22 protein-coding genes are annotated in these 17,791 nt (G+C 70.3%); 13 read left to right on the forward strand and 9 right to left on the reverse strand.

The window, feature by feature from the left end; translation table 11 throughout:
* Positions 1 to 71: 71 nt before the first annotated feature.
* Both DK419_RS17880 and trpS read left to right on the forward strand, forming a co-directional pair.
* The gene (locus DK419_RS17880) at positions 72 to 806 is read left to right on the forward strand and encodes an endonuclease III domain-containing protein (protein WP_109960284.1); all 735 of its coding nucleotides are present in this window, start codon (positions 72 to 74) and stop codon (positions 804 to 806) included.
* Positions 807 to 907: 101 nt separating this feature from the next.
* Positions 908 to 1,948, forward strand: a complete 1,041-nt coding sequence (gene trpS, locus DK419_RS17885) for a tryptophan--tRNA ligase (protein WP_109960285.1) — start codon at positions 908 to 910, stop codon at positions 1,946 to 1,948.
* Between the two features lie 309 nt (positions 1,949 to 2,257).
* On the opposite strand, the gene DK419_RS29840 is transcribed toward trpS, so the two are convergent.
* Positions 2,258 to 2,392 carry a hypothetical protein gene (locus tag DK419_RS29840; protein ID WP_280953902.1) on the reverse strand — a complete coding sequence of 45 codons (135 nt, stop codon included), beginning with the start codon at positions 2,390 to 2,392 and terminating at the stop codon, positions 2,258 to 2,260.
* Between the two features lie 244 nt (positions 2,393 to 2,636).
* Between DK419_RS29840 and DK419_RS17890 the strand changes: the two genes are divergently transcribed.
* A complete protein-coding gene (locus DK419_RS17890; RefSeq protein WP_109960286.1) occupies positions 2,637 to 3,341 on the forward strand; it encodes a haloacid dehalogenase type II in 705 nt (234 codons plus the stop codon).
* 168 nt (positions 3,342 to 3,509) lie between these two features.
* Here DK419_RS17890 and clpB read toward each other — a convergent pair whose 3' ends face one another.
* Positions 3,510 to 6,164, reverse strand: coding sequence for an ATP-dependent chaperone ClpB (gene clpB / locus DK419_RS17895; RefSeq protein ID WP_109960287.1), 2,655 nt, complete (start codon positions 6,162 to 6,164; stop codon positions 3,510 to 3,512).
* A gap of 260 nt (positions 6,165 to 6,424) precedes the next feature.
* Between clpB and DK419_RS17900 the strand changes: the two genes are divergently transcribed.
* On the forward strand, positions 6,425 to 7,198 hold the full coding sequence (locus tag DK419_RS17900; protein ID WP_109960288.1) for an MOSC domain-containing protein: 774 nt from the start codon (positions 6,425 to 6,427) through the stop codon (positions 7,196 to 7,198).
* 50 nt (positions 7,199 to 7,248) lie between these two features.
* Here the strand turns inward: DK419_RS17900 and DK419_RS17905 are convergent, their stop codons facing one another.
* The 4 genes from DK419_RS17905 to DK419_RS17915 form a co-directional block, all read right to left on the reverse strand.
* Complete coding sequence (locus tag DK419_RS17905) at positions 7,249 to 7,779, reverse strand: hypothetical protein (protein WP_208642211.1); 531 nt, start codon at positions 7,777 to 7,779, stop codon at positions 7,249 to 7,251.
* Positions 7,776 to 8,303, reverse strand: a complete 528-nt coding sequence (locus DK419_RS29550) for an AAA family ATPase (RefSeq protein ID WP_245442510.1) — start codon at positions 8,301 to 8,303, stop codon at positions 7,776 to 7,778. Before DK419_RS29550 ends, DK419_RS17905 begins: the two co-directional genes overlap by 4 nt.
* Positions 8,304 to 8,307: 4 nt before the next feature.
* On the reverse strand, positions 8,308 to 8,985 hold the full coding sequence (locus DK419_RS29555) for an AAA family ATPase (RefSeq protein WP_245442512.1): 678 nt from the start codon (positions 8,983 to 8,985) through the stop codon (positions 8,308 to 8,310).
* A 95-nt stretch (positions 8,986 to 9,080) separates the two neighbouring features.
* Complete coding sequence (locus tag DK419_RS17915) at positions 9,081 to 9,290, reverse strand: hypothetical protein (RefSeq protein ID WP_109960289.1); 210 nt, start codon at positions 9,288 to 9,290, stop codon at positions 9,081 to 9,083.
* A gap of 282 nt (positions 9,291 to 9,572) precedes the next feature.
* Here DK419_RS17915 and argB point away from each other — a divergent pair, with 282 nt between their 5' ends.
* The 5 genes from argB to DK419_RS17935 all read left to right on the forward strand — a co-directional run bounded on the left by argB (position 9,573) and on the right by DK419_RS17935 (position 12,520).
* Positions 9,573 to 10,496, forward strand: a complete 924-nt coding sequence (gene argB, locus DK419_RS17920) for an acetylglutamate kinase (RefSeq protein ID WP_109960290.1) — start codon at positions 9,573 to 9,575, stop codon at positions 10,494 to 10,496.
* A 115-nt stretch (positions 10,497 to 10,611) separates the two neighbouring features.
* A complete protein-coding gene (locus tag DK419_RS17925) occupies positions 10,612 to 11,343 on the forward strand; it encodes a pyrimidine 5'-nucleotidase (protein ID WP_109960291.1) in 732 nt (243 codons plus the stop codon).
* Positions 11,340 to 11,471 (forward strand): hypothetical protein, encoded by a 132-nt coding sequence (locus tag DK419_RS29845; RefSeq protein WP_280953903.1) that lies wholly within the window; start codon positions 11,340 to 11,342, stop codon positions 11,469 to 11,471. Before DK419_RS17925 ends, DK419_RS29845 begins: the two co-directional genes overlap by 4 nt.
* A gap of 23 nt (positions 11,472 to 11,494) precedes the next feature.
* A complete protein-coding gene (locus DK419_RS17930; RefSeq protein ID WP_109960292.1) occupies positions 11,495 to 11,917 on the forward strand; it encodes a metallopeptidase family protein in 423 nt (140 codons plus the stop codon).
* Between the two features lie 270 nt (positions 11,918 to 12,187).
* Positions 12,188 to 12,520, forward strand: a complete 333-nt coding sequence (locus DK419_RS17935; protein ID WP_208642212.1) for a hypothetical protein — start codon at positions 12,188 to 12,190, stop codon at positions 12,518 to 12,520.
* Here DK419_RS17935 and DK419_RS17940 read toward each other — a convergent pair.
* The 3 genes from DK419_RS17940 to DK419_RS17950 form a co-directional block, all read right to left on the reverse strand.
* Positions 12,444 to 13,673: a peptide ABC transporter permease gene (locus DK419_RS17940; RefSeq protein ID WP_109960293.1), complete on the reverse strand. Its 1,230-nt coding sequence runs from the start codon at positions 13,671 to 13,673 to the stop codon at positions 12,444 to 12,446. The two genes, DK419_RS17935 and DK419_RS17940, sit on opposite strands and share 77 nt — an antisense overlap.
* Positions 13,674 to 13,806: 133 nt before the next feature.
* Complete coding sequence (locus DK419_RS17945; protein WP_109960294.1) at positions 13,807 to 14,073, reverse strand: hypothetical protein; 267 nt, start codon at positions 14,071 to 14,073, stop codon at positions 13,807 to 13,809.
* A 3-nt stretch (positions 14,074 to 14,076) separates the two neighbouring features.
* Positions 14,077 to 15,090 (reverse strand): WD40 repeat domain-containing protein, encoded by a 1,014-nt coding sequence (locus tag DK419_RS17950; RefSeq protein ID WP_109960295.1) that lies wholly within the window; start codon positions 15,088 to 15,090, stop codon positions 14,077 to 14,079.
* A 241-nt stretch (positions 15,091 to 15,331) separates the two neighbouring features.
* On the opposite strand from DK419_RS17950, the gene DK419_RS17955 reads away from it, so the two are divergent.
* The 4 genes from DK419_RS17955 (at position 15,332) to DK419_RS17970 (ending at position 17,783) form a co-directional block, all read left to right on the forward strand.
* The gene (locus DK419_RS17955; protein ID WP_109960296.1) at positions 15,332 to 15,736 is read left to right on the forward strand and encodes a response regulator; all 405 of its coding nucleotides are present in this window, start codon (positions 15,332 to 15,334) and stop codon (positions 15,734 to 15,736) included.
* Positions 15,737 to 15,777: 41 nt separating this feature from the next.
* Entirely contained in the window at positions 15,778 to 16,221 is a 444-nt protein-coding gene (locus DK419_RS17960; RefSeq protein WP_245442515.1) for a photosystem reaction center subunit H, read from the forward strand.
* Between the two features lie 298 nt (positions 16,222 to 16,519).
* Positions 16,520 to 17,047, forward strand: coding sequence for a Tat pathway signal protein (locus DK419_RS17965; protein WP_109960297.1), 528 nt, complete (start codon positions 16,520 to 16,522; stop codon positions 17,045 to 17,047).
* Positions 17,048 to 17,090: 43 nt separating this feature from the next.
* A complete protein-coding gene (locus DK419_RS17970; RefSeq protein ID WP_109960298.1) occupies positions 17,091 to 17,783 on the forward strand; it encodes a MotA/TolQ/ExbB proton channel family protein in 693 nt (230 codons plus the stop codon).
* The last annotated feature ends 8 nt before the right edge of the window (positions 17,784 to 17,791 follow it).

A 17,791-nucleotide genomic window follows, 5' to 3' on the forward strand; every position in this document is an offset into this window, starting at 1 on the left:
ATAGACAGGCCAGCACAGGGACGCGGTGCCGCAGGCGGAACGGGGGCGGGACTTCGGCGATTCACCCCGTCATGAGCGCCGCACCCGCCGACCTCGCCGAGAAGGCCCTGGCCATCCACCGCCGCCTGTGCGGGGTCTATGGCTGCCCGATCCCGTACTTCCACGACCTCGACCCGGTGAGCGAGCTGATCTCCTCGCTCCTGTCGCACCGCACCCGCAACGCCGATTCGGGCCGGGCCTTCAAGGCCCTGCGGGCGCGCTTCAACGACTGGGATTCGCTCGCCGCCGCGCCGACCGAGGAGGTGCAGGCGCTGATCTCCGGCGTGACCTGGCCCGAGCTGAAGGCGCCCCGCATCCAGGCGGTGCTGCGCGCCGTGCAGGCGCGGGCGGGGAGCCTCGACCTCGGCTTCCTGCGCGATCTTCCGGTGCCGGAGGCGCGGACCTGGCTCGAGGCGATCCCCGGGATCGGGCCGAAGACCAGCGCGGCGGTGCTGTCGTTCAGCAGCCTGCGGATGCCGGCCCTGCCGGTCGACAGCCACCACCACCGCGTGGCGCAGCGCACCGGCCTGATCGGCCAGAAGGTCGATGTCGGCCCCGCCCACGCGATCCTCCGCGCCCAGCTGCCGGCGGACTGGGATGCGCAGCGCCTGTACGACAATCACGAGGTCCTGATGCTGCACGGGCAGCGCTGCTGCTTCCACCGCAACCCGGCCTGCGGGGATTGCGCCGTGCTCGACCTCTGCCCCACCGGCCAAGCCCGGACGGAGGCGCGCAAGCCGCAGGGCACGGCGGCTCTGCACCCCTGATTCCGCCCGCTTGACCCCCCTTCCGGAACGGTCCAGAACGCCGCGCCCGCGGGATTGTGACAGCCCTCGGCCAGGGACCGACCCAAGGGACGACGATCACGATGCCCGCGTTCAAGGAACTGGTCTTCTCCGGCGTCCAGCCGACCGGAAACCTGCACCTCGGCAACTATCTCGGCGCGATCAAGCGCTTCGTCGCCATGCAGGCGCAGTACGAGTGCCTGTACTGCGTCGTCGACCTGCACGCGATCACGGTCTGGCAGGACCCGGCCGAGCTGACGCGCCAGATCCGCGAGGTGACCGCGGCGTTCCTGGCGGCCGGCATCGACCCGGCCCGCTCCGTGGTGTTCAACCAGAGCCAGGTGCCGCAGCACGCCGAGCTCGCCTGGATCTTCAACTGCGTCGCCCGCCTCGGCTGGCTCAACCGCATGACGCAGTTCAAGGAGAAGGCCGGCAAGGACCGCGAGAACGCCAGCGTCGGCCTCTACGATTATCCGGTGCTGATGGCGGCCGACATCCTGGCCTACCGCGCCACCCACGTGCCGGTCGGCGAGGACCAGAAGCAGCACCTCGAACTCACCCGCGACATCGCCCAGAAGTTCAACAACGACTTCGCGGGCGCGATCGCCGCGCAGGGCCACGGCGAGGCGTTCTTCCCGATCACCGAGCCGCTGATCGGCGGGCCGGCCGCCCGGGTGATGTCCTTGCGCGACGGCACGAAGAAGATGTCGAAATCGGACCCGTCCGACTACTCGCGCATCAACCTCACCGACGATTCGGACGCCATCGCCCAGAAGGTGCGCAAGGCCAAGACCGATGCCGAGCCCCTTCCCTCGGAGATCGCCGGCCTCGAGAAGCGGCCGGAGGCCGACAACCTCGTGGGCATCTTCGCGGCGCTCAACGACGCGACCCGCGAGGACGTGCTGCGGGATTACGGCGGCGCCCAGTTCTCGGCCTTCAAGGGAGCGCTGGTCGATCTCGCGGTGGCGAAGCTCGGCCCGATCGGCGCCGAGATGCAGCGTCTGGTCGCCGATCCCGGCCACATCGATTCGGTGCTGGCCGACGGTGCGGCGCGGGCCGAGGCGATCGCCGCCCCGAACATCGCCGCCGTGAAGGACATCGTCGGCTTCGTGCGCCGGCGCTGAAGGGCGGTTCGATCCCAATGCCGCGGACCTGACACCCGCCGGCGTCATTCCGAGGCCGCGCAGCGGAACCCGGAATGACGCCGGCGGGCTCGAGGTCTGCCGGCTCGATCGATCGGACCCGGCGACGAGCGAAGTACCGACTATGGTATTCGTCCGATACCGGACGATCCGAGTCGTGCTCAGTCGAGTATCTGACGATCGCTTCCGCCTACAGGCCGCCAGAGCCTGAACATGCGCCGCCCTCGCGAACCGCTGCGTGAAATCCATCCCGCGCGTTCGCCGTCCGCGTGCGACCGCACGAAGTCATTCTCACATCTTGCCGCTGGCCTTGAGCTGTGTCAGCCGCTTCACGGCCCGCTCGGCCGAATCATCCCGCTGCACATCCCGCGCCCATTCCTCGATCAGGGTGGGGCGGGAGCGCAGCCCTTGCAGCAACACATCCATCTCGTCCCTCAGAACGGTGTTCCGGGGAGCTGTCTGCTTCTTGGACGACGGGGGTGATTTGTGCTGGCTCGACATGCCGGGCATGCTCTGACGACGTCGTTAACGGATGGTAAATGTCCGCCCGATCCCGGCCTTCCGCCGGCCTCGCTCACCCGATGGTGATGGATCACGGCAGGCGGGCTTGAAGCGCGACCGGCGCGGCCGATAACCCGGACGACGCGATCCACCCCCGGAGGTTGTCCGCATGGCGATCCAGGCCCTCGTCTTCGACGTTTTCGGTACCCTGCTCGACTGGCACGGCGGCGTCGCCCGAGAGGCCTCCCGGCTCCTCGCGCCGTTCCGGCCCGACCTCGACGGCGCCGCCTTCGCGCGGGCCTGGCGCGACCGCTACCAGCCCGGCATGGAGCCGATCCGCCAGGGCGCCCGCCCGTACACCGACCTCGATACCCTGCACGGCGAGAGCCTGGAGGGCGTGCTGGCCGGCCTGAACCTCGCCGACGCGGTGCCGCCGGAGATCCGGCGGGACCTGGTCCTCGCCTGGCACCGGCTCGACGCTTGGCCCGAGGTGCCGGACGCCCTGGCGCGACTGCGCGAACAATACCTGCTGGCGCCGTGCTCCAACGCGCATGTGCGGCTTGCCATCGCGCATGCCCGCCGCAACCGCCTGCCCTGGGACACGGTGCTCGGGGCCGAGATCGCCCAGGACTACAAGCCGAAGCCCGCCGTCTATCTCCGCGCCGTCGAGTCGCTGCGGCTCCGGCCGGACGAGGTGATGATGGTGGCGGCCCACTCCTCCGACCTCGCGGCGGCAGCCGCCTGCGGGCTCGCCACCGCCCACGTCGCCCGGCCCGGGGAGAGCGGCCCGGGCACCGGCGAGCCGGCACCGCTGGTACCGGTCGACATCGCCGCGTCGGACTTGGCGGATCTGGCGCGGCAGCTCGGCTGCTGAAGGGCATCTCACTTGGCGGCGGCGGCAATGCGAGCCCCCGTTTCCACCCGCGACCTCATCCTGAGGTGCAGGCGGCGGGTGGAATGGTAGGATGTGGGCCCATCGAACAGGCAAGCCATGAAGAAGGGACCCGCCCCCTGTGAAGAGGCGGATCCTCTGACGACAGCGTCAGTTCAGCAGGGCACGCGCCGGCCGGCGCTCGTCCGGCGAAACCGACTGGTCGCCGATGAACAGCCCGGCGGGGCCGAGGCGCACCGGCACCGTCTCGCCGTCATGGACGCGGCCGGCCAGGATCTGCTCGGCGAGCGGGTCCTGCACCGCCTTCTGGATCACCCGCTTCAGCGGGCGCGCGCCGTAGGCCGAGTCGTAGCCCTTGTCGGCGAGCCAGGCGCGGGCGTCGGGCTCGATGTCGAGGGTGATCTTGCGATCCTCCAGGAGCTTCGCCAGGCGCCCGAGCTGGATGTCGACGATCGCCCCCATCTCCTGCCGCTGCAGGCGGTGGAACAGGATGATCTCGTCGACCCGGTTCAGGAATTCCGGCCGGAAGTGCGAGCGGACCACGTTCATCACGTCGTCGCGCACCACGTCGGTGTCCTGGCCCTCGGGCTGGTTGACGAGGTACTCGGAGCCGAGATTCGACGTCATGACGATCAGCGTGTTGCGGAAATCGACCGTCCGCCCCTGCCCGTCGGTGAGCCGCCCGTCGTCGAGGACCTGCAGCAGGACGTTGAACACGTCCGGATGCGCCTTCTCGACCTCGTCGAACAGCACGACCTGGTAGGGCCGGCGCCGCACGGCCTCGGTCAGCGCCCCGCCCTCCTCGTAGCCGACATAGCCCGGAGGCGCGCCGATCAGGCGGGCGACCGCGTGCTTCTCCATGTACTCGGACATGTCGATGCGCACGAGCGCCGTGTCGTCGTCGAACAGGAAGCCGGCGAGCGCCTTCGTCAGCTCGGTCTTGCCGACGCCGGTGGGGCCGAGGAACATGAACGAGCCGATCGGCCGGTTCGGGTCCTGCAGGCCCGCGCGGGCGCGCCGGACGGCGGTCGCCACCGCCACCACCGCCTCGTGCTGGCCGACGACGCGCTTGCCCAAAGCCGCCTCCATCCCGAGCAGCTTCTCGCGCTCGCCCTCCAGCATCTTGTCGACCGGCACGCCGGTCCAGCGCGACACGACCCCGGCGATGTGGCTCGGCGTCACCGCCTCCTCCATCATCCCCGAGCCGTTGCCGCGGGACCCGTCCGCGCCAAGTCCCTCGTTCCCTTTTGCCTCGATCTCGGATAGCTCGCGCTCGAGCCCCGGGATGATGCCGTAGGCGAGTTCGCCCGCCTTCTGGTACTGGCCCTGGCGCTGCGCGGCCGCGAGGTCGTTCCTCGCCTCGTCGAGCTTCTTCTTCAGCTCCGCCGCGCGGCCGAGCTTGTCCTTCTCGGCCTTCCAGCGCGCGGTGATCGCGGCCGACTGCTCCTCGAGGTCGCCGAGCTCCTTCTCCAGCCGCACCAGGCGGTCGCGGGAGGCGGTGTCGGTCTCCTTCTTCAGGGCCTCGGCCTCGATCTTCAGCCGCACGATCTCGCGATCGATGCTGTCGAGCTCCTCGGGCTTCGAATCGACCTGCATGCGCAGGCGCGAGGCGGCCTCGTCGACGAGGTCGATCGCCTTGTCGGGCAGGAAGCGGTCGGTGATGTAGCGGTTCGACAGGGTCGCGGCCGCCACGAGCGCCGAATCCTGGATCCGCACGCCGTGATGCTGCTCGTACTTCTCCTTGATGCCGCGCAGGATCGAGACCGTGTCCTCGACGGTCGGCTCCGAGACGAAGACCGGCTGGAAGCGGCGAGCCAAAGCCGCGTCCTTCTCGACGTGCTTGCGGTACTCGTCGAGCGTGGTCGCGCCGACGCAGTGCAACTCGCCGCGGGCGAGCGCGGGCTTGAGCAGGTTCGAGGCGTCCATCGCCCCGTCCGCCTTGCCGGCGCCGACGAGCGTGTGCATCTCGTCGATGAACAGCACGATCTGGCCTTCGGCGGCGGTCACCTCCGAGAGCACGCCCTTCAGCCGCTCCTCGAACTCGCCGCGATACTTCGCGCCGGCGATCAGCGCGCCCATGTCGAGGGCGAGGAGCTGCTTGTCGCGCAAGCTTTCCGGCACGTCGCCGTCGACGATGCGCAGGGCCAGGCCCTCGACGATGGCGGTCTTGCCGACGCCGGGCTCGCCGATGAGGACGGGGTTGTTCTTGGTGCGCCGCGACAGCACCTGGATGGTGCGGCGGATCTCCTCGTCGCGGCCGATCACCGGATCGAGCTTGCCCTCGCGGGCCGCCTCGGTGAGGTCGCGGGCATACTTCTTCAGCGCGTCGTAGGCGTTCTCGGCGGTCGCGTTGTCGGCGGTGCGGCCCTTGCGCAACGCGTTGATGGCGCCGTTGAGCGAGGCCGCGGTGACGCCGGACGCCGCCAGGATCTTGCCGGCGTCGCTGTCCTTCTCGACCGCGAGCGCCAGCAGCAGGCGCTCCACGGTGACGTAGGAATCGCCCGCCTTCTCGGCGGCCTTCTCGGCGGTGTCGAACAGGCGCATCAGCTCGCGGGTCGCCTGCGGCTGCGAGGCGCCGCCCGACACCTTCGGCTGCTTGGCGAGCCAGGCCTCGGTCTGGGCGAGCGCCACGCGCGACTGGCCGCCGGCCCGGTCGATCAGGCCCGCGCACAGGCCCTCGGGATCGTCGAGCAGCACCTTCAGCACGTGGGTGGGCGCCAGCTGCGGATGGCCCTCGCGAAGGGCCAGCGACTGCGCCGACTGCACGAAGCCCCGCGCCCGCTCGGTGTACTTCTCGAAATTCATGAATTCGCTCCTCCTCGGCCGACCTCCCGCCCTCGAAGAGGCGACGGGGATCGAAAGGTTCGCCCTCGCGCGTCGAACCGCGCGCCGGACGCCGGCCCTTCCAGGAAGCCGCCGGCCCTCCCCATGTGGTGTGACATATCGGTAACACAAGGGGCGGGCGCCCCGATTTCGCGGGCGCAAGGCATGCGGCGGGGGGATGGGTCGGCGGGAGGCGCTGCGCCCGATGTTCAGGACGGCCGATTTCCACTAACCAAGGGGGCATGACCTCCGCCGCCCTCACCGTCACCGCCCTCCACCGCTACCCGGTGAAGGGGCTCTCGCCCGAACCCCTCGCCTCGGCCGCGCTGCAAGCCGGCGCCTACTTCCCGGGCGACCGGCTGTTCGCGGTGGAGAACGGCCCGAGCGGCTTCGATCCCGCCGCCCCGGTGCATCAGCCCAAGATCAAGTACCTGATGCTGATGCGCAACGAGGCCCTGGCCCGCCTGACCACGGCCTACGACGACGCCACCGGCGTGCTGACGATCCGCGAGGGCGACCGCGAGGCGGCGAGCGGGGATCTCGGGACGTCGGAGGGACGGCTTGCCATCGAGGCGTTCTTTCGCCGCTACATCCCGAAGGAGCTGCGCGGCCCGCCGAAGGTGCTCGCCGCGCCGCAGGGCTATCGCTTCACCGATTCGCGCAGCGGCTTCGTCTCGCTCATCAACCTCGCGAGCGTCGCGGCGGTCGAGGACATGGTGGGCGCGCCGGTCGATCCGCTGCGCTTCCGCGGCAACCTGCACGTCACCGGCCTGCCGGCCTTCGCCGAGCTCGACCTCGTCGGGACCGAGTTCGTCACGGATGCAGGCGTGCGCCTGAAGGTGACGAAGCGCATCGTGCGCTGCGCCGCCACCAACGTCGATCCGGCGACGGGCGAGCGCGACCTCGCGATCCCCGACGCCCTGCAGAGGAACCTCGGCCACGCCGATTGCGGCGTCTACGCCGAGGTGGCGGCGGGGGGCGAGGTGCGGGCGGGGGACGTGCTGCGGGTGGGCTGACAGGGCTTGAGGTCAGTCGCGGCCGAACTCGAGGGCTGTGAGCAGGCATGTCAGCGCCGCCTCGGCCTCGGCGACCCGGAGCACCGCGGCCTCGTCCAGCCGCGCGGCCAGCCTGTCGGCGGGAAGGGCCTTTCGATATTCCGGCCAGCGCTTCTGAAGCTCTTCCAACGCCCGGGCGCTGTTCGTTGGGCGCAAGGCGCGCAGCCTTCGAGATGGCGCAGGATCAGGGCCTCGTGGCAGGGAATCTGCCAGATCAGCATCAGGCCATTCCGCTCGGCGGTGCCGGCCACTTTCGCGTCGCGGTCCGGGTTGCGTCCCGTCGTGTCGCCGTCCAAGAGGACAGCCTTGAAGGCGTAATCCTCTCCGAGATCGGCCCGCCGTCGCGCTTGCCGGGCGGCCAGTTCGACCAGGGCCAAGGGATCGCCTCCCCCAGGCTGAAGGATGACCGCATCGATGTGGACCCGGCGGTGGCGCGCCTCCACGAGCCGGCCGAGCAGCACCCCGTAGCTGCGCTCGCTCTCGCCCTCGCAGCCGAGGAAGATCCGCCGTCGTTGTGGGATCTTTCGCGGGCTGCGCGTCATCCGATCTGTGGCACCGCGCCGAACAGGCCGCCCATGTATTTGCGGTAGAAGTTGTCGTCGGCGGAGATCTTGTCGATGTCGCTCAGGCCGTAGACCTGAGTGCGACCGGCGCCGTCCTTCTCGCAGAACAGCACCTCGCCGGGGGTCAAGTGCTCCAGCAGGGAGGCATTGTGGCAAGTGATCCAGAGCTGAGCGTCGTGCGGATTACGCCCCGGATCATGAAACCAGCGGAGAATTTCGGGGAGGACGAGAGGATGAATGGCGGCGTCAAGCTCGTCGATGATTGCCACGCCGCCGCGCTCCAGAACGAAAACCAGAGAAGGATAAAGCTTGAAGAATTGCCGCGTGCCGTGGCTCTCAAACCCAAACGGCATTGGCGCGAAGAGACCGTGGTGCGAAAAAAATGCCGCGGGTGTACCGCCGACGATACTGACTTCGACCTGCGCCACACCGACATCGATTCGTGCAATATCGTTATTAATTTTCTCAATATAATGCGGGTTGTCAAAATAATACTTTATCACATCCTCATCGTTTAAATTCCATTCTATTGAATAATATATTTTTTTCAACTGTGTCGGCGATGTCTATAATATATTTTGAATAGGGATGATTAATCTGTGCCAGCGTCGAGATTGCGCTCGCATTGGATCTGAGGATCGCCTCCAGTGCACCACGGTGCCGATGAAGGTTAAAAGACTTTGCAGCTGACACCGTCTTGTCAGATCGGCGCTCGAAGAGCGTGACCTTTCTTCCCTGTGGCCAGTAGAGAAGCGACTCCGTAACGAGTGGGGCCGCAAGGTCGCCCTCAATCGTCAACTCGTAGACGTACCGACACTGACGACCCTGAGGATCATCGGCCGCGGCAAGATCGACCGGGCCACCGAGATGAACCGCCAGCCGGGTCGGCGCCTTCAATCCGACTTCGTCGTTGAAGCGCTCGAACGGCAGCCGGTTGGTCGGACCAGCCCCAAAGCTGTCCTTGATGAACCAGATGAGGAACGACAGCGCTCGCAGGACGTTCGACTTGCCCGACGCGTTGGCACCGAACAGAGCGACGACCTTCGGCGCATGCTCGCGCGATCCACGCCACAATGGCGCCGCGCGGCTCACTTCGTCCGGATGCGTCCCCGTCACCCGCAGGTCGATCACCTGCCGGTCGCGGATCGACGCGAAATTCTCGATTTCGAGGCGGTGGATCACCATCGGAACCCTGACCGCGGCTCAGCCAGGGACCCGCGCAACCGCGCCCATCATAGCGTCCGGCCGCTTCAGATCCCAGGCTGAACCCAGCGCCCGCCTCACCCCTTCGTCGGCAGCCAGGCCGGCTCCGGTTCCTGGCGCGGCAGCACCGCCGCCACCTCGTCGAGGTCGACCGTGTAGCTGTCGGTGAGGAGGCGCCAGAGATCCTGGCGGCTGGCGGCGCGGTCGCTGAGCGAGCTGACCGTCGCGGCGAGCAGCGCGGGGTTGGTGAGGGCGGGGCGCGGCAGGAGCAAGTCGGCGGGGCGCATCGGTCGGAACCTTGGTGGAGCGTCCACAGGATGTTCCCAACGTGGTTAACCATGCGTAAAGATCACCGTCATCGAACCGTCGCGACCCGGGCCCAGAACCCGCGCCGGAGCCCGACGGCCCCGTGCGCGGGCGCGGTCGTCGCGCCCGGGAGCGTCGCGTGGAAGGTCCGCGTGCGATTTCGGTGTGACAGGCCGCGCGATGATGCGTAGAACCCCGCGCCGATACCGGCCGCGCGCCGCCCTCGTGCCGCGGCCCGACCCTGCGAGAGGAAACCCGCCGCGATGAGCGATTCCGGAGCGGACAAAGCGCCCGACGTCCAGTTGCCCAACGTTCACGTGCGGGCCGAGGTCCTGGTCCAGGCGCTGCCCCACATGCAGCGCTACGACGAGGAGATCGTCGTCATCAAGTACGGCGGCCACGCCATGGGCGACCGCGCCGCGGCGGAGGACTTCGCCGAGGACATCGTGCTGCTCGAGCAGTCGGGCTTGAAGCCCGTGGTGGTCCATGGCGGCGGGCCGCAGATCGGCCGCATGCTCGACCGGCTCGGCATCAAGTCCGAGTTCCGCGAGGGCCTGCGCGTCACCGACGAGGCCACCGTCGAGGTGGTCGAGATGGTCCTCGCCGGCTCGATCAACAAGCAGATCGTCGGCTGGATCTCGGCCGAGGGCGGCAAGGCAATCGGCCTGTGCGGCAAGGACGGCAACATGGTGCGGGCGCGCCGCGCCGCGCGCACGGTGGTCGATCCCGATTCCCACATCGAGCGCCACATCGACCTCGGCCTCGTCGGCGAGCCCGAGCACGTCGACCGCACGGTGCTCGACGCAGTGCTGAAGGCCGAGCTGATCCCGGTCCTCGCCCCCGTGGCGGTCGGCGGCGACGGCCAGACCTACAACGTCAACGCCGACACCTTCGCGGGTGCGATCGCCGGGGCGATGCGGGCCAAGCGCCTGCTGCTCCTGACCGACGTGCCGGGCGTGCTCGACAAGAACAAGAAGCTGATCCCGGAACTGTCGATCGAGGATTGCCGCCGGCTCATCGCCGACGGGACCATCACGGCCGGCATGATCCCGAAGATCGAGACCTGCATCTACGCGCTGGAGCAGGGCGTCGAGGCGGTGGTCATCCTGGACGGCAAGGTGCCGCACGCGGTGCTGCTCGAGCTGTTCACCGATTACGGCGCCGGCACGCTGATCCGCCGGTCTTGAGACGCGCTCCCGGCGGGCGGCCCGACAGGACCGCCCGTCCCCCGTCTTCCCTTCCGCCCCGCCTCGCTTATCTTGAGCGTCCGGGGCCGCGGGGCCCCCGTCGCCGGAACGTCCCTTGCTCCTGCCAGGCGAGAGCCACCTCACCGGGCCTCAGGCCCGCGGCTTCTCCGGGATCGACACCTGGGTGTTCGACCTCGACAACACGCTCTATCCCCACGACGCCCGGGTCTGGCCGCAGGTCGACGAGCGCATCACCCTCTACGTGATGAACCTGTTCGGGCTCGACGGGATCTCGGCCCGCGCCCTGCAGAAGTACTTCTACCACCGCTACGGCACGACGCTCCGCGCGCTGATGGCCGAGTGGAAGATCGACCCCTACGAGTTCCTCGACTTCGCCCACGACATCGACCATTCGAGCATCGCGCTCAATCCGGACCTGGGACTGGCGATCGAGGGCCTGCCCGGCCGCAAGCTGATCCTCACCAACGGCTCGCGCCGGCACGCCGAGAACGTGGCGAGGAAGCTCGGCATCCTCGACCATTTCGAGGACGTGTTCGACATCGCGGCGGCCGACTTCGTGCCCAAGCCCGAGCGCTCGGCCTACGAGAAGTTCCTGGACCGCCACGGCGTCGACCCGACCCGCTCGGCCCTGTTCGAGGACATCGCCAAGAACCTCGTCGTCCCGCACGACCTCGGCATGGCGACGGTGCTGGTGGTGCCCCGCACCATCGATCCGTTCCGCGAGAGCTTCGAGCAGGAGGCGGTGCGCGCGCCCCACATCGACCACATCACCAACGACCTCGCGGGCTTCCTCACCGATCGCGTCGCCCCGGCGGTCGCGGCGTGAGCCCGCCGGACGGCGGAGGCGAGGACGACCCGGCGGAGATCTGGGGCCGGCGGATCGGTCGCGGGCTCGGCTTCGCGGCCCTCGTCGTCCTGGGCTACCTGCTCGGCCGGCAGCTGAACCTGTGGTGACCCTTCGCGAGCCAGAGACGACGATGTCCGACATAGACTGGAGCACCCGCCGGGCCCCCGACCTCGCGACCTTCGAGACCCTGGCCGAGGCGGCCTTCGCGCGTCTGCCGGACGAGTTCCGGGCCCTGTGCGAGGGCGTGGTGATCCGGGTCGAGGAGTTTCCCGACGACGAGACCCTGGAGGAGATGGGCTGCGAGAGCGAGTTCGACCTCCTCGGGCTTTTTCGCGGCACCGGCCTGGCGCAGGGAGGCGGCGCCCTGAACCTCGCCACCGGGCAGTTCCCCAACATGGTCTGGCTCTATCGCCGGCCGCTGCTCGATTACTGGGCCGAGCACGACGAGACCCTGGGCCACCTCGTCGCCCACGTGCTGGTGCACGAGATCGGCCATCATTTCGGGCTCTCCGACGACGACATGGCGGCGATCGAGGTAGCGGCCGAGGAGTGAGGCCCGGGTCCGGACGCCTTAGGCCTCGCCACCGGGATTCCTTGCTGGGGTACCGACGGCATAGTCCTGACGGGCTATGGCGAGAGCCGCACGCTCGACGGCTCGTGCCGATCTAAAACATTGCTGAACTTGTCTCATTCGTTCTCGAGCGGTGCTCGACCGGCGCCAACATGCACGGGGGCAGTATAACCGTGAGACGATTGTCGATGCTTGGACGCAACCCTATCGGAGGCGATGCATCGTCAGCCCGCTCGTCACCGTGAACCGGACATGCCCGCCGCCATCACCCTCACCCCCGTCGTCATCGATACCGGCAGCATCGACAGCGAGGGCCGCCTGGCCTTCCGCGACGGGCGCCTCATCGGCGTCCTGACCCTGCTCGACCCGGACCTCTACGACGAGCTCGGGGTCGGCCGGCACTGGTTCCTGGAGGCGGGGTTCGGACGGGTCGCCGGCGAGCCGCGCCCGCCGACCTTCCCGACCCTCGACGCGGCCCGCGCCTGGCTCGACGACCGGACGTCCCGCGTCAGGCCGCACTGCGCGGCGGAAGCGCGCTCGCCTTCGGCCGGCTGGTGCGGAACTGGCCCCGCTCCGTCGCGATGAAGATCAGCACCACCACGGTCACGCTGGTGAACCACCAGCTCGCGGTGGTGCCGATGCCGAGGCAGGCGGAGGCGAAGGCGGTGGCGGCGGTGGCCATCGCGCCGGGCGTCAGCACCGGGTGCTCGCGGCCCGAATGGCGGATGCCGTTCCACAGCACGAAGGCCGCCGCGAAGGCGCCGACGATGCCGAGCTCGTACCAGATCTCGAACAGCAGCGAGGCCGGGGCGTTGGCCGGCAGCATGCCGATCACCTTGCCGCGGATCGCGGTCTCAAGGCCGTGGCCGGTGATGAGGCGCAGCGGCTCGCTCGTCACCACCCGCTGCCAGGCCTTCAGGGACAGGACCGTCGGGTGGAGCGGCCCGAGCACCGGCGTCAGCAGCGGCCGCAGGATGAAGGGCAGCAGCGGCGCCAGCGCGACGAGGCCGGCCGCGACCCCGGCGGTGACCCGCACGCCGAGGCGCTGGCGCCAGGCCGAGAGCGCGAAGGCGCCCGCACCGCAGGCCAGCGCCAGGAGCGGCACCGGGCCGGGGGCCAGCACCAGGGCCAGCGCCACCACCACGGCGAGGCCGAGCGCCTCCATGTCGCGCCGGCGCGAGCGCAGCCAGGCGGCGGCGGGCCAGACCAGCAGGGCGAGGAGCATCGCGCCGCGCTCCAGCGCGCTGTCGTCTTCGAAGCCGCCGCGCAAGGCGGCGCCGCTGAACAGCCCGAGCAGCACCGCCCCGATCGCCGCCGCCCCGACCCCGAGGGGCAGGAGGTAGAGGTTGGCCGAGCGCATCCGGTCCGGCAGCGCGAGGTAGCCCGCCACCGTCAGCCCCACCGTGGCGGCGAGGTTGAGGAGGCGCTCGCTCGCCGGGCCCGGGAACGGCGTCCAGACGAGAGACAGGGCGCACCAGCCGAGCAGCAGCGCGCCGGCCAGGATCGCCCGCGCGCCGCCGAGGCGCGTCAAGCCAGCGCCGAGGGGGCGCTGGGCGCCGTCGAGCAGGGCCGCGATGATGAGGAGCGCGATGCCGATCGGCGCCAGGATCACGACGCTGCGCCGCGACACGAGCGCGGTGACCGGGATCACCGCCGTCAGGCCGAAGAAGGCGAGACGGCGCAGGAGCGCCGCGGCGTCGACGGCGGGATCGGGGGTGTGCGACGTCGCGCGCGGCATGGCGGCTGTTCCGGCTGACGGCACCCGAAACGGAGCCGTACTCCCTCCTAGTCGAGAGGGCGGTCGGTGCGCTGTAGATGGGGCGCAACACTGAGGCAGGGCGCTCGGTGCGACCGCAGCCCCGCGCGGCGGCTCAGCGGTCGAGCGCCGCCGCCACGTCCTCCTCCGTCACCGCCTCCAGGGCCTTTCCCACCTTGCAGGCGCGCGTGCGCGCCCCCGGGGCCATCACCAGGATCACGGTCTCGGTGCCCGGGCAGGCCGGGTCGGCGCAGACGATCTCGCTCACCGTCAGGCTCACCTCCGGGCCGAAGCCGCCGAGGCGCCGGGCGATCTCCGCCACCCGGGCGCGGGAGGCGGCGTCCAGCCCCGAGCGCCGGCGGAAGGCGCCGAGCAGGCTCATCGGTCAGCGCGGCAGGCTGAGGAGGCCGGCCTGGCCGTCGGCGCAGCCGAAGGCAAGGTGCTCGCCGCCGGCGTGCCAGCTCATCGCCGTCACGGCGCTGCCCCGCACCGCCGGGCGCACCAGGAGCTCGGAGGCGTCGGTGAAGCGGATCAGGAGCACGCAGCCGTCCTCGTAGCCCGCGGCCAGCACGGGGGCCTTGGGGTGGAACGCCACCCGCGAGACCCGGGCCGGGCGCACGCCGCATTCCCGCGGCGCCTTGCCGGTCGGGCCTTCCTTCGAATCGAACGGCCACACGATCACGGCTTCCGCGCCGCTCGTCGCCAGCCAGTCCCCGTCCGAGGACCAGGCATAGGAGCGCACCTTGGCGGGGTAGCCGGTCATCCGCATGTGGCCGCGGTCGGGCTGCAGGCGCCAGCCGTGCAGGGCGTTCTCCTGCATCGTGGTGATGACGAAGCGCCCGTCGGTCGACCACGTCACGTCGATGTGCGAGCCCTTCCAGGTCAGGGCCTCGGGCGGGGTGTCGAGGTTCGGGTACCACAGGGTGGCGCCGCCGTAATGCGACACCGCCAGCCGGTAGCCCTTGGGCGCGAAGGCGAGGCCGCGGGCGGTCGAGGGCGCCTCGAAGGTCTTCTCGCGGCCCTTGGCGTCGCGGGCGACGACGCGCTTGCCCGCCGCGTAGGCGACGCCGCCATCGGCGTGGAGCGCCAGCGCGTCGATCCAGGCGCCGCCCTTGGCGGTGGCGAGCGTCTCGAGGGCGCCGTCCGCCTTGACCGCGACGACCCGTCCGTCGTCGCCGCCGGTGACGAGGCGCTTGCCGTCGCCGGCGGCCACCAGGATGCCGGCCTCCGGATGCGCCGCGACCCGCGTGCTCTCGCCGCGCTCAGTGACGAGGAGCACCGCCCCGTCGCCGAGGGCGAGCGCGAGGGTGCGGCCGAGCCAGTGCGCCGCGATGACGTGGGCGCCGGCCGCGATCTCGGTGACCTGCTGGGTGAGGGAGGGGGCGGCGGTGGCGCTCATCGCTCGTCTTCCGTGAACCTCGAATGCGAGGCCGGGCCTCTCACACGGGCGGCCGGCGCGCAAGGGCGGGACCGGTTCCGGCCGGGATTAACCGGGCGTCCCGCAGGGTTAAGGCTTCGCTCACCAAACCGCAGCAATTCGAGGGATCGGGCCCGAACACCGCCCAGGTTCCGGTGGTTCCTACTCCGAACCGTCGCCGGTGCGCCCGGCGGCCCCCCCTCCTCCTGGAGCGAGTTGCGTGATGATCCAGTCTGCCTACGCGGCGATGGTGCCGCCCGCCGCCCTCCCCTGCGAGACGGTGCTGGTGGTCGAGGACGAGGCCATGGTGTGCGAGATCGCCGCCGAGGCCCTGGCGGACGAGGGCTACCGCGTGCTCACCGCCGCCGACGCGGTCGAGGCCGGCCGCATCCTGCAGGCCGAGCGGGTCGACATGCTGTTCACCGACATCGACCTCGCCCGCAACACCAACGGCGTGGCCCTGGCCCGCGACGCCCGTCGCCACTGCCCGCGCCTGCCGGTCGTCTACACCTCGGGCGGCCGCCACACCCTGCGCGAGGGCGAGGCCGTCGACGACTCGGTCTTCGTGCCGAAGCCCTACCGGCCGAGCCAGATCGTGGCCCTGGCCAACCGCATCCTCGGGCACTGAGCCCGACACCCCTCTCACACAAGACCGGAGCCCCGACCCCGATGCGCCCGCCCTTCGTCCTGACCGGCCTCCTCGCCCTCGTCCTCGCCGGCCACGCCCTCACGGCCGGCGCCAAGGACGCGCCGGCCCCCGCGGCCGCACCGCTGCCGAGCGCGACCTGCGACGTCGTCGGCCTGCGGCTCGAGGACGTGATCGCGAAGTCCGCCGAGTTGCAGAAGCCCGCCAACGAGCAGGCCGTGCGCGACCTGCGCACCCTGCGCGACGCCGCCGTGGTGCTCGACACCTACAAGCACCCGAAGGTCTGCGCCCAGGTTCTGACCGTCCTGCGCGCGCTGGCCGCCAACCCCGAGCGGACGATCGACCAGGGCGGCGACACCGACGAGGAGAAGGCCGAGGCGATCGAGCAGGCGCGCAAGCCGAAAGCTCCCGAGACGAAGGCTCCGGAGAGCAAGGCTCCCGAGACCGCACCCGAGCCGAAGAAATAAGCGAGGACGAAGTGGAAGCGGGGCTTGCCGAAGCATCCCGGGGCGGTTTTCCACCGGCCCGGTAACAGATTGGAATTCCTCTGAGTTTCGCGGGCGGCCTTGATCCTGCCCGGTCATCTCGCTAGTTCGTGCCTGTCGGCGGCCGGCGATCTCCGTATCCGGGATCTTCGGGCCGCCGGCCTTGTCCGACGAACAGGAGCGAGAGCCGGGACGGCGTCGCGCCGACGCCCGTGAGAGGCGGCCGGCCCGCGCGCTGGTGGCCGTGCCGCGCTCGGCCGTCCCAGAGGAGTCGTCCACCGTGCTCACGCAAGGGTTGCCCCGGTCCCGCGCCCGCCTCGGCCGCGTCACCCGCGACGCGGCCCTCGGCCTGTCGCTGATGCTGTCCGCCTCGGTGGCGGCGCAGGCGGCCCCCGCCGAGGAGACGAAGTCCGCGGAAGCCGCCGTGACCCACGCCGCCGTGACGCACGGGAGCGGCGCGCCGCTGCGGGTGGAGCTGAACAAGCTCGAGACCGCCGGCGAGACCTGCAAGGCGGTGCTGGTCGTCGAGAACGGCAAGGGCGGCCCGATCCGCTCCCTGCGCCTCGACCTCTACGCCTTCGACCCCGACGGGGTCGTCCAGAAGCGCAGCATGGTCGAGCTCGGCCCGGTGCCGGCCCGCAAGACGGCGCTTCGCCAGTTCGAGATATCCCCGACCCCCTGTGCCCAGGTCGGCCGGGTGCTGCTCAACGACGTGGCCGCTTGCGAAGGTCAGGACCTGACCCGCGAATCCTGCCTGGATCGGATCGAGCCCTCCTCCGCCAAGGGCGCCGCGCCGTTCGTGCGCTGATCCTCCGCTTCCCCTCATTCCTTTTCCCCCGGAGACCGCCGAGATGGATCCGACCACCGCGCCCGCCGCGACTGCCGGCCACGACTTCTCCTTCCTCGGCCTCTTCCTGCAGGCCGACCCGATCGTGAAGGGGGTGATGATCCTCCTGGTCCTGGCCTCCCTGGTCTCCTGGACGATCATCATCGAGAAGCTGGTGCGCATCGCCGGCGCGCGGCGCCAGGCCAAGGCCTTCGGCCGCCTCGTCGCCACCGGCGGCATGCCGGAGGCCCGCTCCGGCATCAGCGCCCGGGTGGTGGCCGCCGCCCAGGAGGCCTGGCGCGACCAGGATTCGAGCGAGACCCGGGCCGAGCGGCGCGAGCGCATCGAGCGCGCCATGCGGGCGGCGCTGACCCTCGACGTCAAGCGGCTCCAGGTCGGGCTGCCGTTCCTGGCGAGCGCCGGCTCGGCGGCGCCGTTCATCGGCCTGTTCGGCACGGTCTGGGGCATCATGAACTCGTTCTCGTCGATCGCGAAGAGCCAGGACACCAGCCTCGCGGTGGTGGCGCCGGGCATCGCCGAGGCTTTGTTCGCCACGGCCATCGGCCTCGTGGTCGCGATTCCCGCGGTGCTCGCCTACAACAAGTTCTCGAGCGACCTCGGCAAGGTGCAGTCGGCCTTCGTCGCCGGCATCCAGACCCTCGGCAACCGGCTGGCCCGCGACCGCGGCCACCACGCCCGCAGCGCCGCCGCCGAGTAGATCGCTAC

This window comes from Methylobacterium terrae (genome assembly GCF_003173755.1).
GTDB lineage: Bacteria > Pseudomonadota > Alphaproteobacteria > Rhizobiales > Beijerinckiaceae > Methylobacterium > Methylobacterium terrae.

Bases quoted from the DNA above. Each gene is read 5' to 3' on its own strand.
- DK419_RS17880 (WP_109960284.1), top strand. From the start codon at position 72: ATGAGCGCCGCACCCGCCGACCTCGCCGAGAAGGCCCTGGCCATCCAC.
- trpS (WP_109960285.1), top strand. From the start codon at position 908: ATGCCCGCGTTCAAGGAACTGGTCTTCTCCGGCGTCCAGCCGACCGGA.
- DK419_RS29840 (WP_280953902.1), bottom strand. From the start codon at position 2,392: ATGGATGTGTTGCTGCAAGGGCTGCGCTCCCGCCCCACCCTGATCGAG.
- DK419_RS17890 (WP_109960286.1), top strand. From the start codon at position 2,637: ATGGCGATCCAGGCCCTCGTCTTCGACGTTTTCGGTACCCTGCTCGAC.
- clpB (WP_109960287.1), bottom strand. From the start codon at position 6,164: ATGAATTTCGAGAAGTACACCGAGCGGGCGCGGGGCTTCGTGCAGTCG.
- DK419_RS17900 (WP_109960288.1), top strand. From the start codon at position 6,425: ATGACCTCCGCCGCCCTCACCGTCACCGCCCTCCACCGCTACCCGGTG.
- DK419_RS17905 (WP_208642211.1), bottom strand. From the start codon at position 7,779: ATGACGCGCAGCCCGCGAAAGATCCCACAACGACGGCGGATCTTCCTC.
- DK419_RS29555 (WP_245442512.1), bottom strand. From the start codon at position 8,985: ATGGTGATCCACCGCCTCGAAATCGAGAATTTCGCGTCGATCCGCGAC.
- DK419_RS17915 (WP_109960289.1), bottom strand. From the start codon at position 9,290: ATGCGCCCCGCCGACTTGCTCCTGCCGCGCCCCGCCCTCACCAACCCC.
- argB (WP_109960290.1), top strand. From the start codon at position 9,573: ATGAGCGATTCCGGAGCGGACAAAGCGCCCGACGTCCAGTTGCCCAAC.
- DK419_RS17930 (WP_109960292.1), top strand. From the start codon at position 11,495: ATGTCCGACATAGACTGGAGCACCCGCCGGGCCCCCGACCTCGCGACC.
- DK419_RS17935 (WP_208642212.1), top strand. From the start codon at position 12,188: ATGCCCGCCGCCATCACCCTCACCCCCGTCGTCATCGATACCGGCAGC.
- DK419_RS17940 (WP_109960293.1), bottom strand. From the start codon at position 13,673: ATGCCGCGCGCGACGTCGCACACCCCCGATCCCGCCGTCGACGCCGCG.
- DK419_RS17945 (WP_109960294.1), bottom strand. From the start codon at position 14,073: ATGAGCCTGCTCGGCGCCTTCCGCCGGCGCTCGGGGCTGGACGCCGCC.
- DK419_RS17950 (WP_109960295.1), bottom strand. From the start codon at position 15,090: ATGAGCGCCACCGCCGCCCCCTCCCTCACCCAGCAGGTCACCGAGATC.
- DK419_RS17955 (WP_109960296.1), top strand. From the start codon at position 15,332: ATGATCCAGTCTGCCTACGCGGCGATGGTGCCGCCCGCCGCCCTCCCC.
- DK419_RS17960 (WP_245442515.1), top strand. From the start codon at position 15,778: ATGCGCCCGCCCTTCGTCCTGACCGGCCTCCTCGCCCTCGTCCTCGCC.
- DK419_RS17970 (WP_109960298.1), top strand. From the start codon at position 17,091: ATGGATCCGACCACCGCGCCCGCCGCGACTGCCGGCCACGACTTCTCC.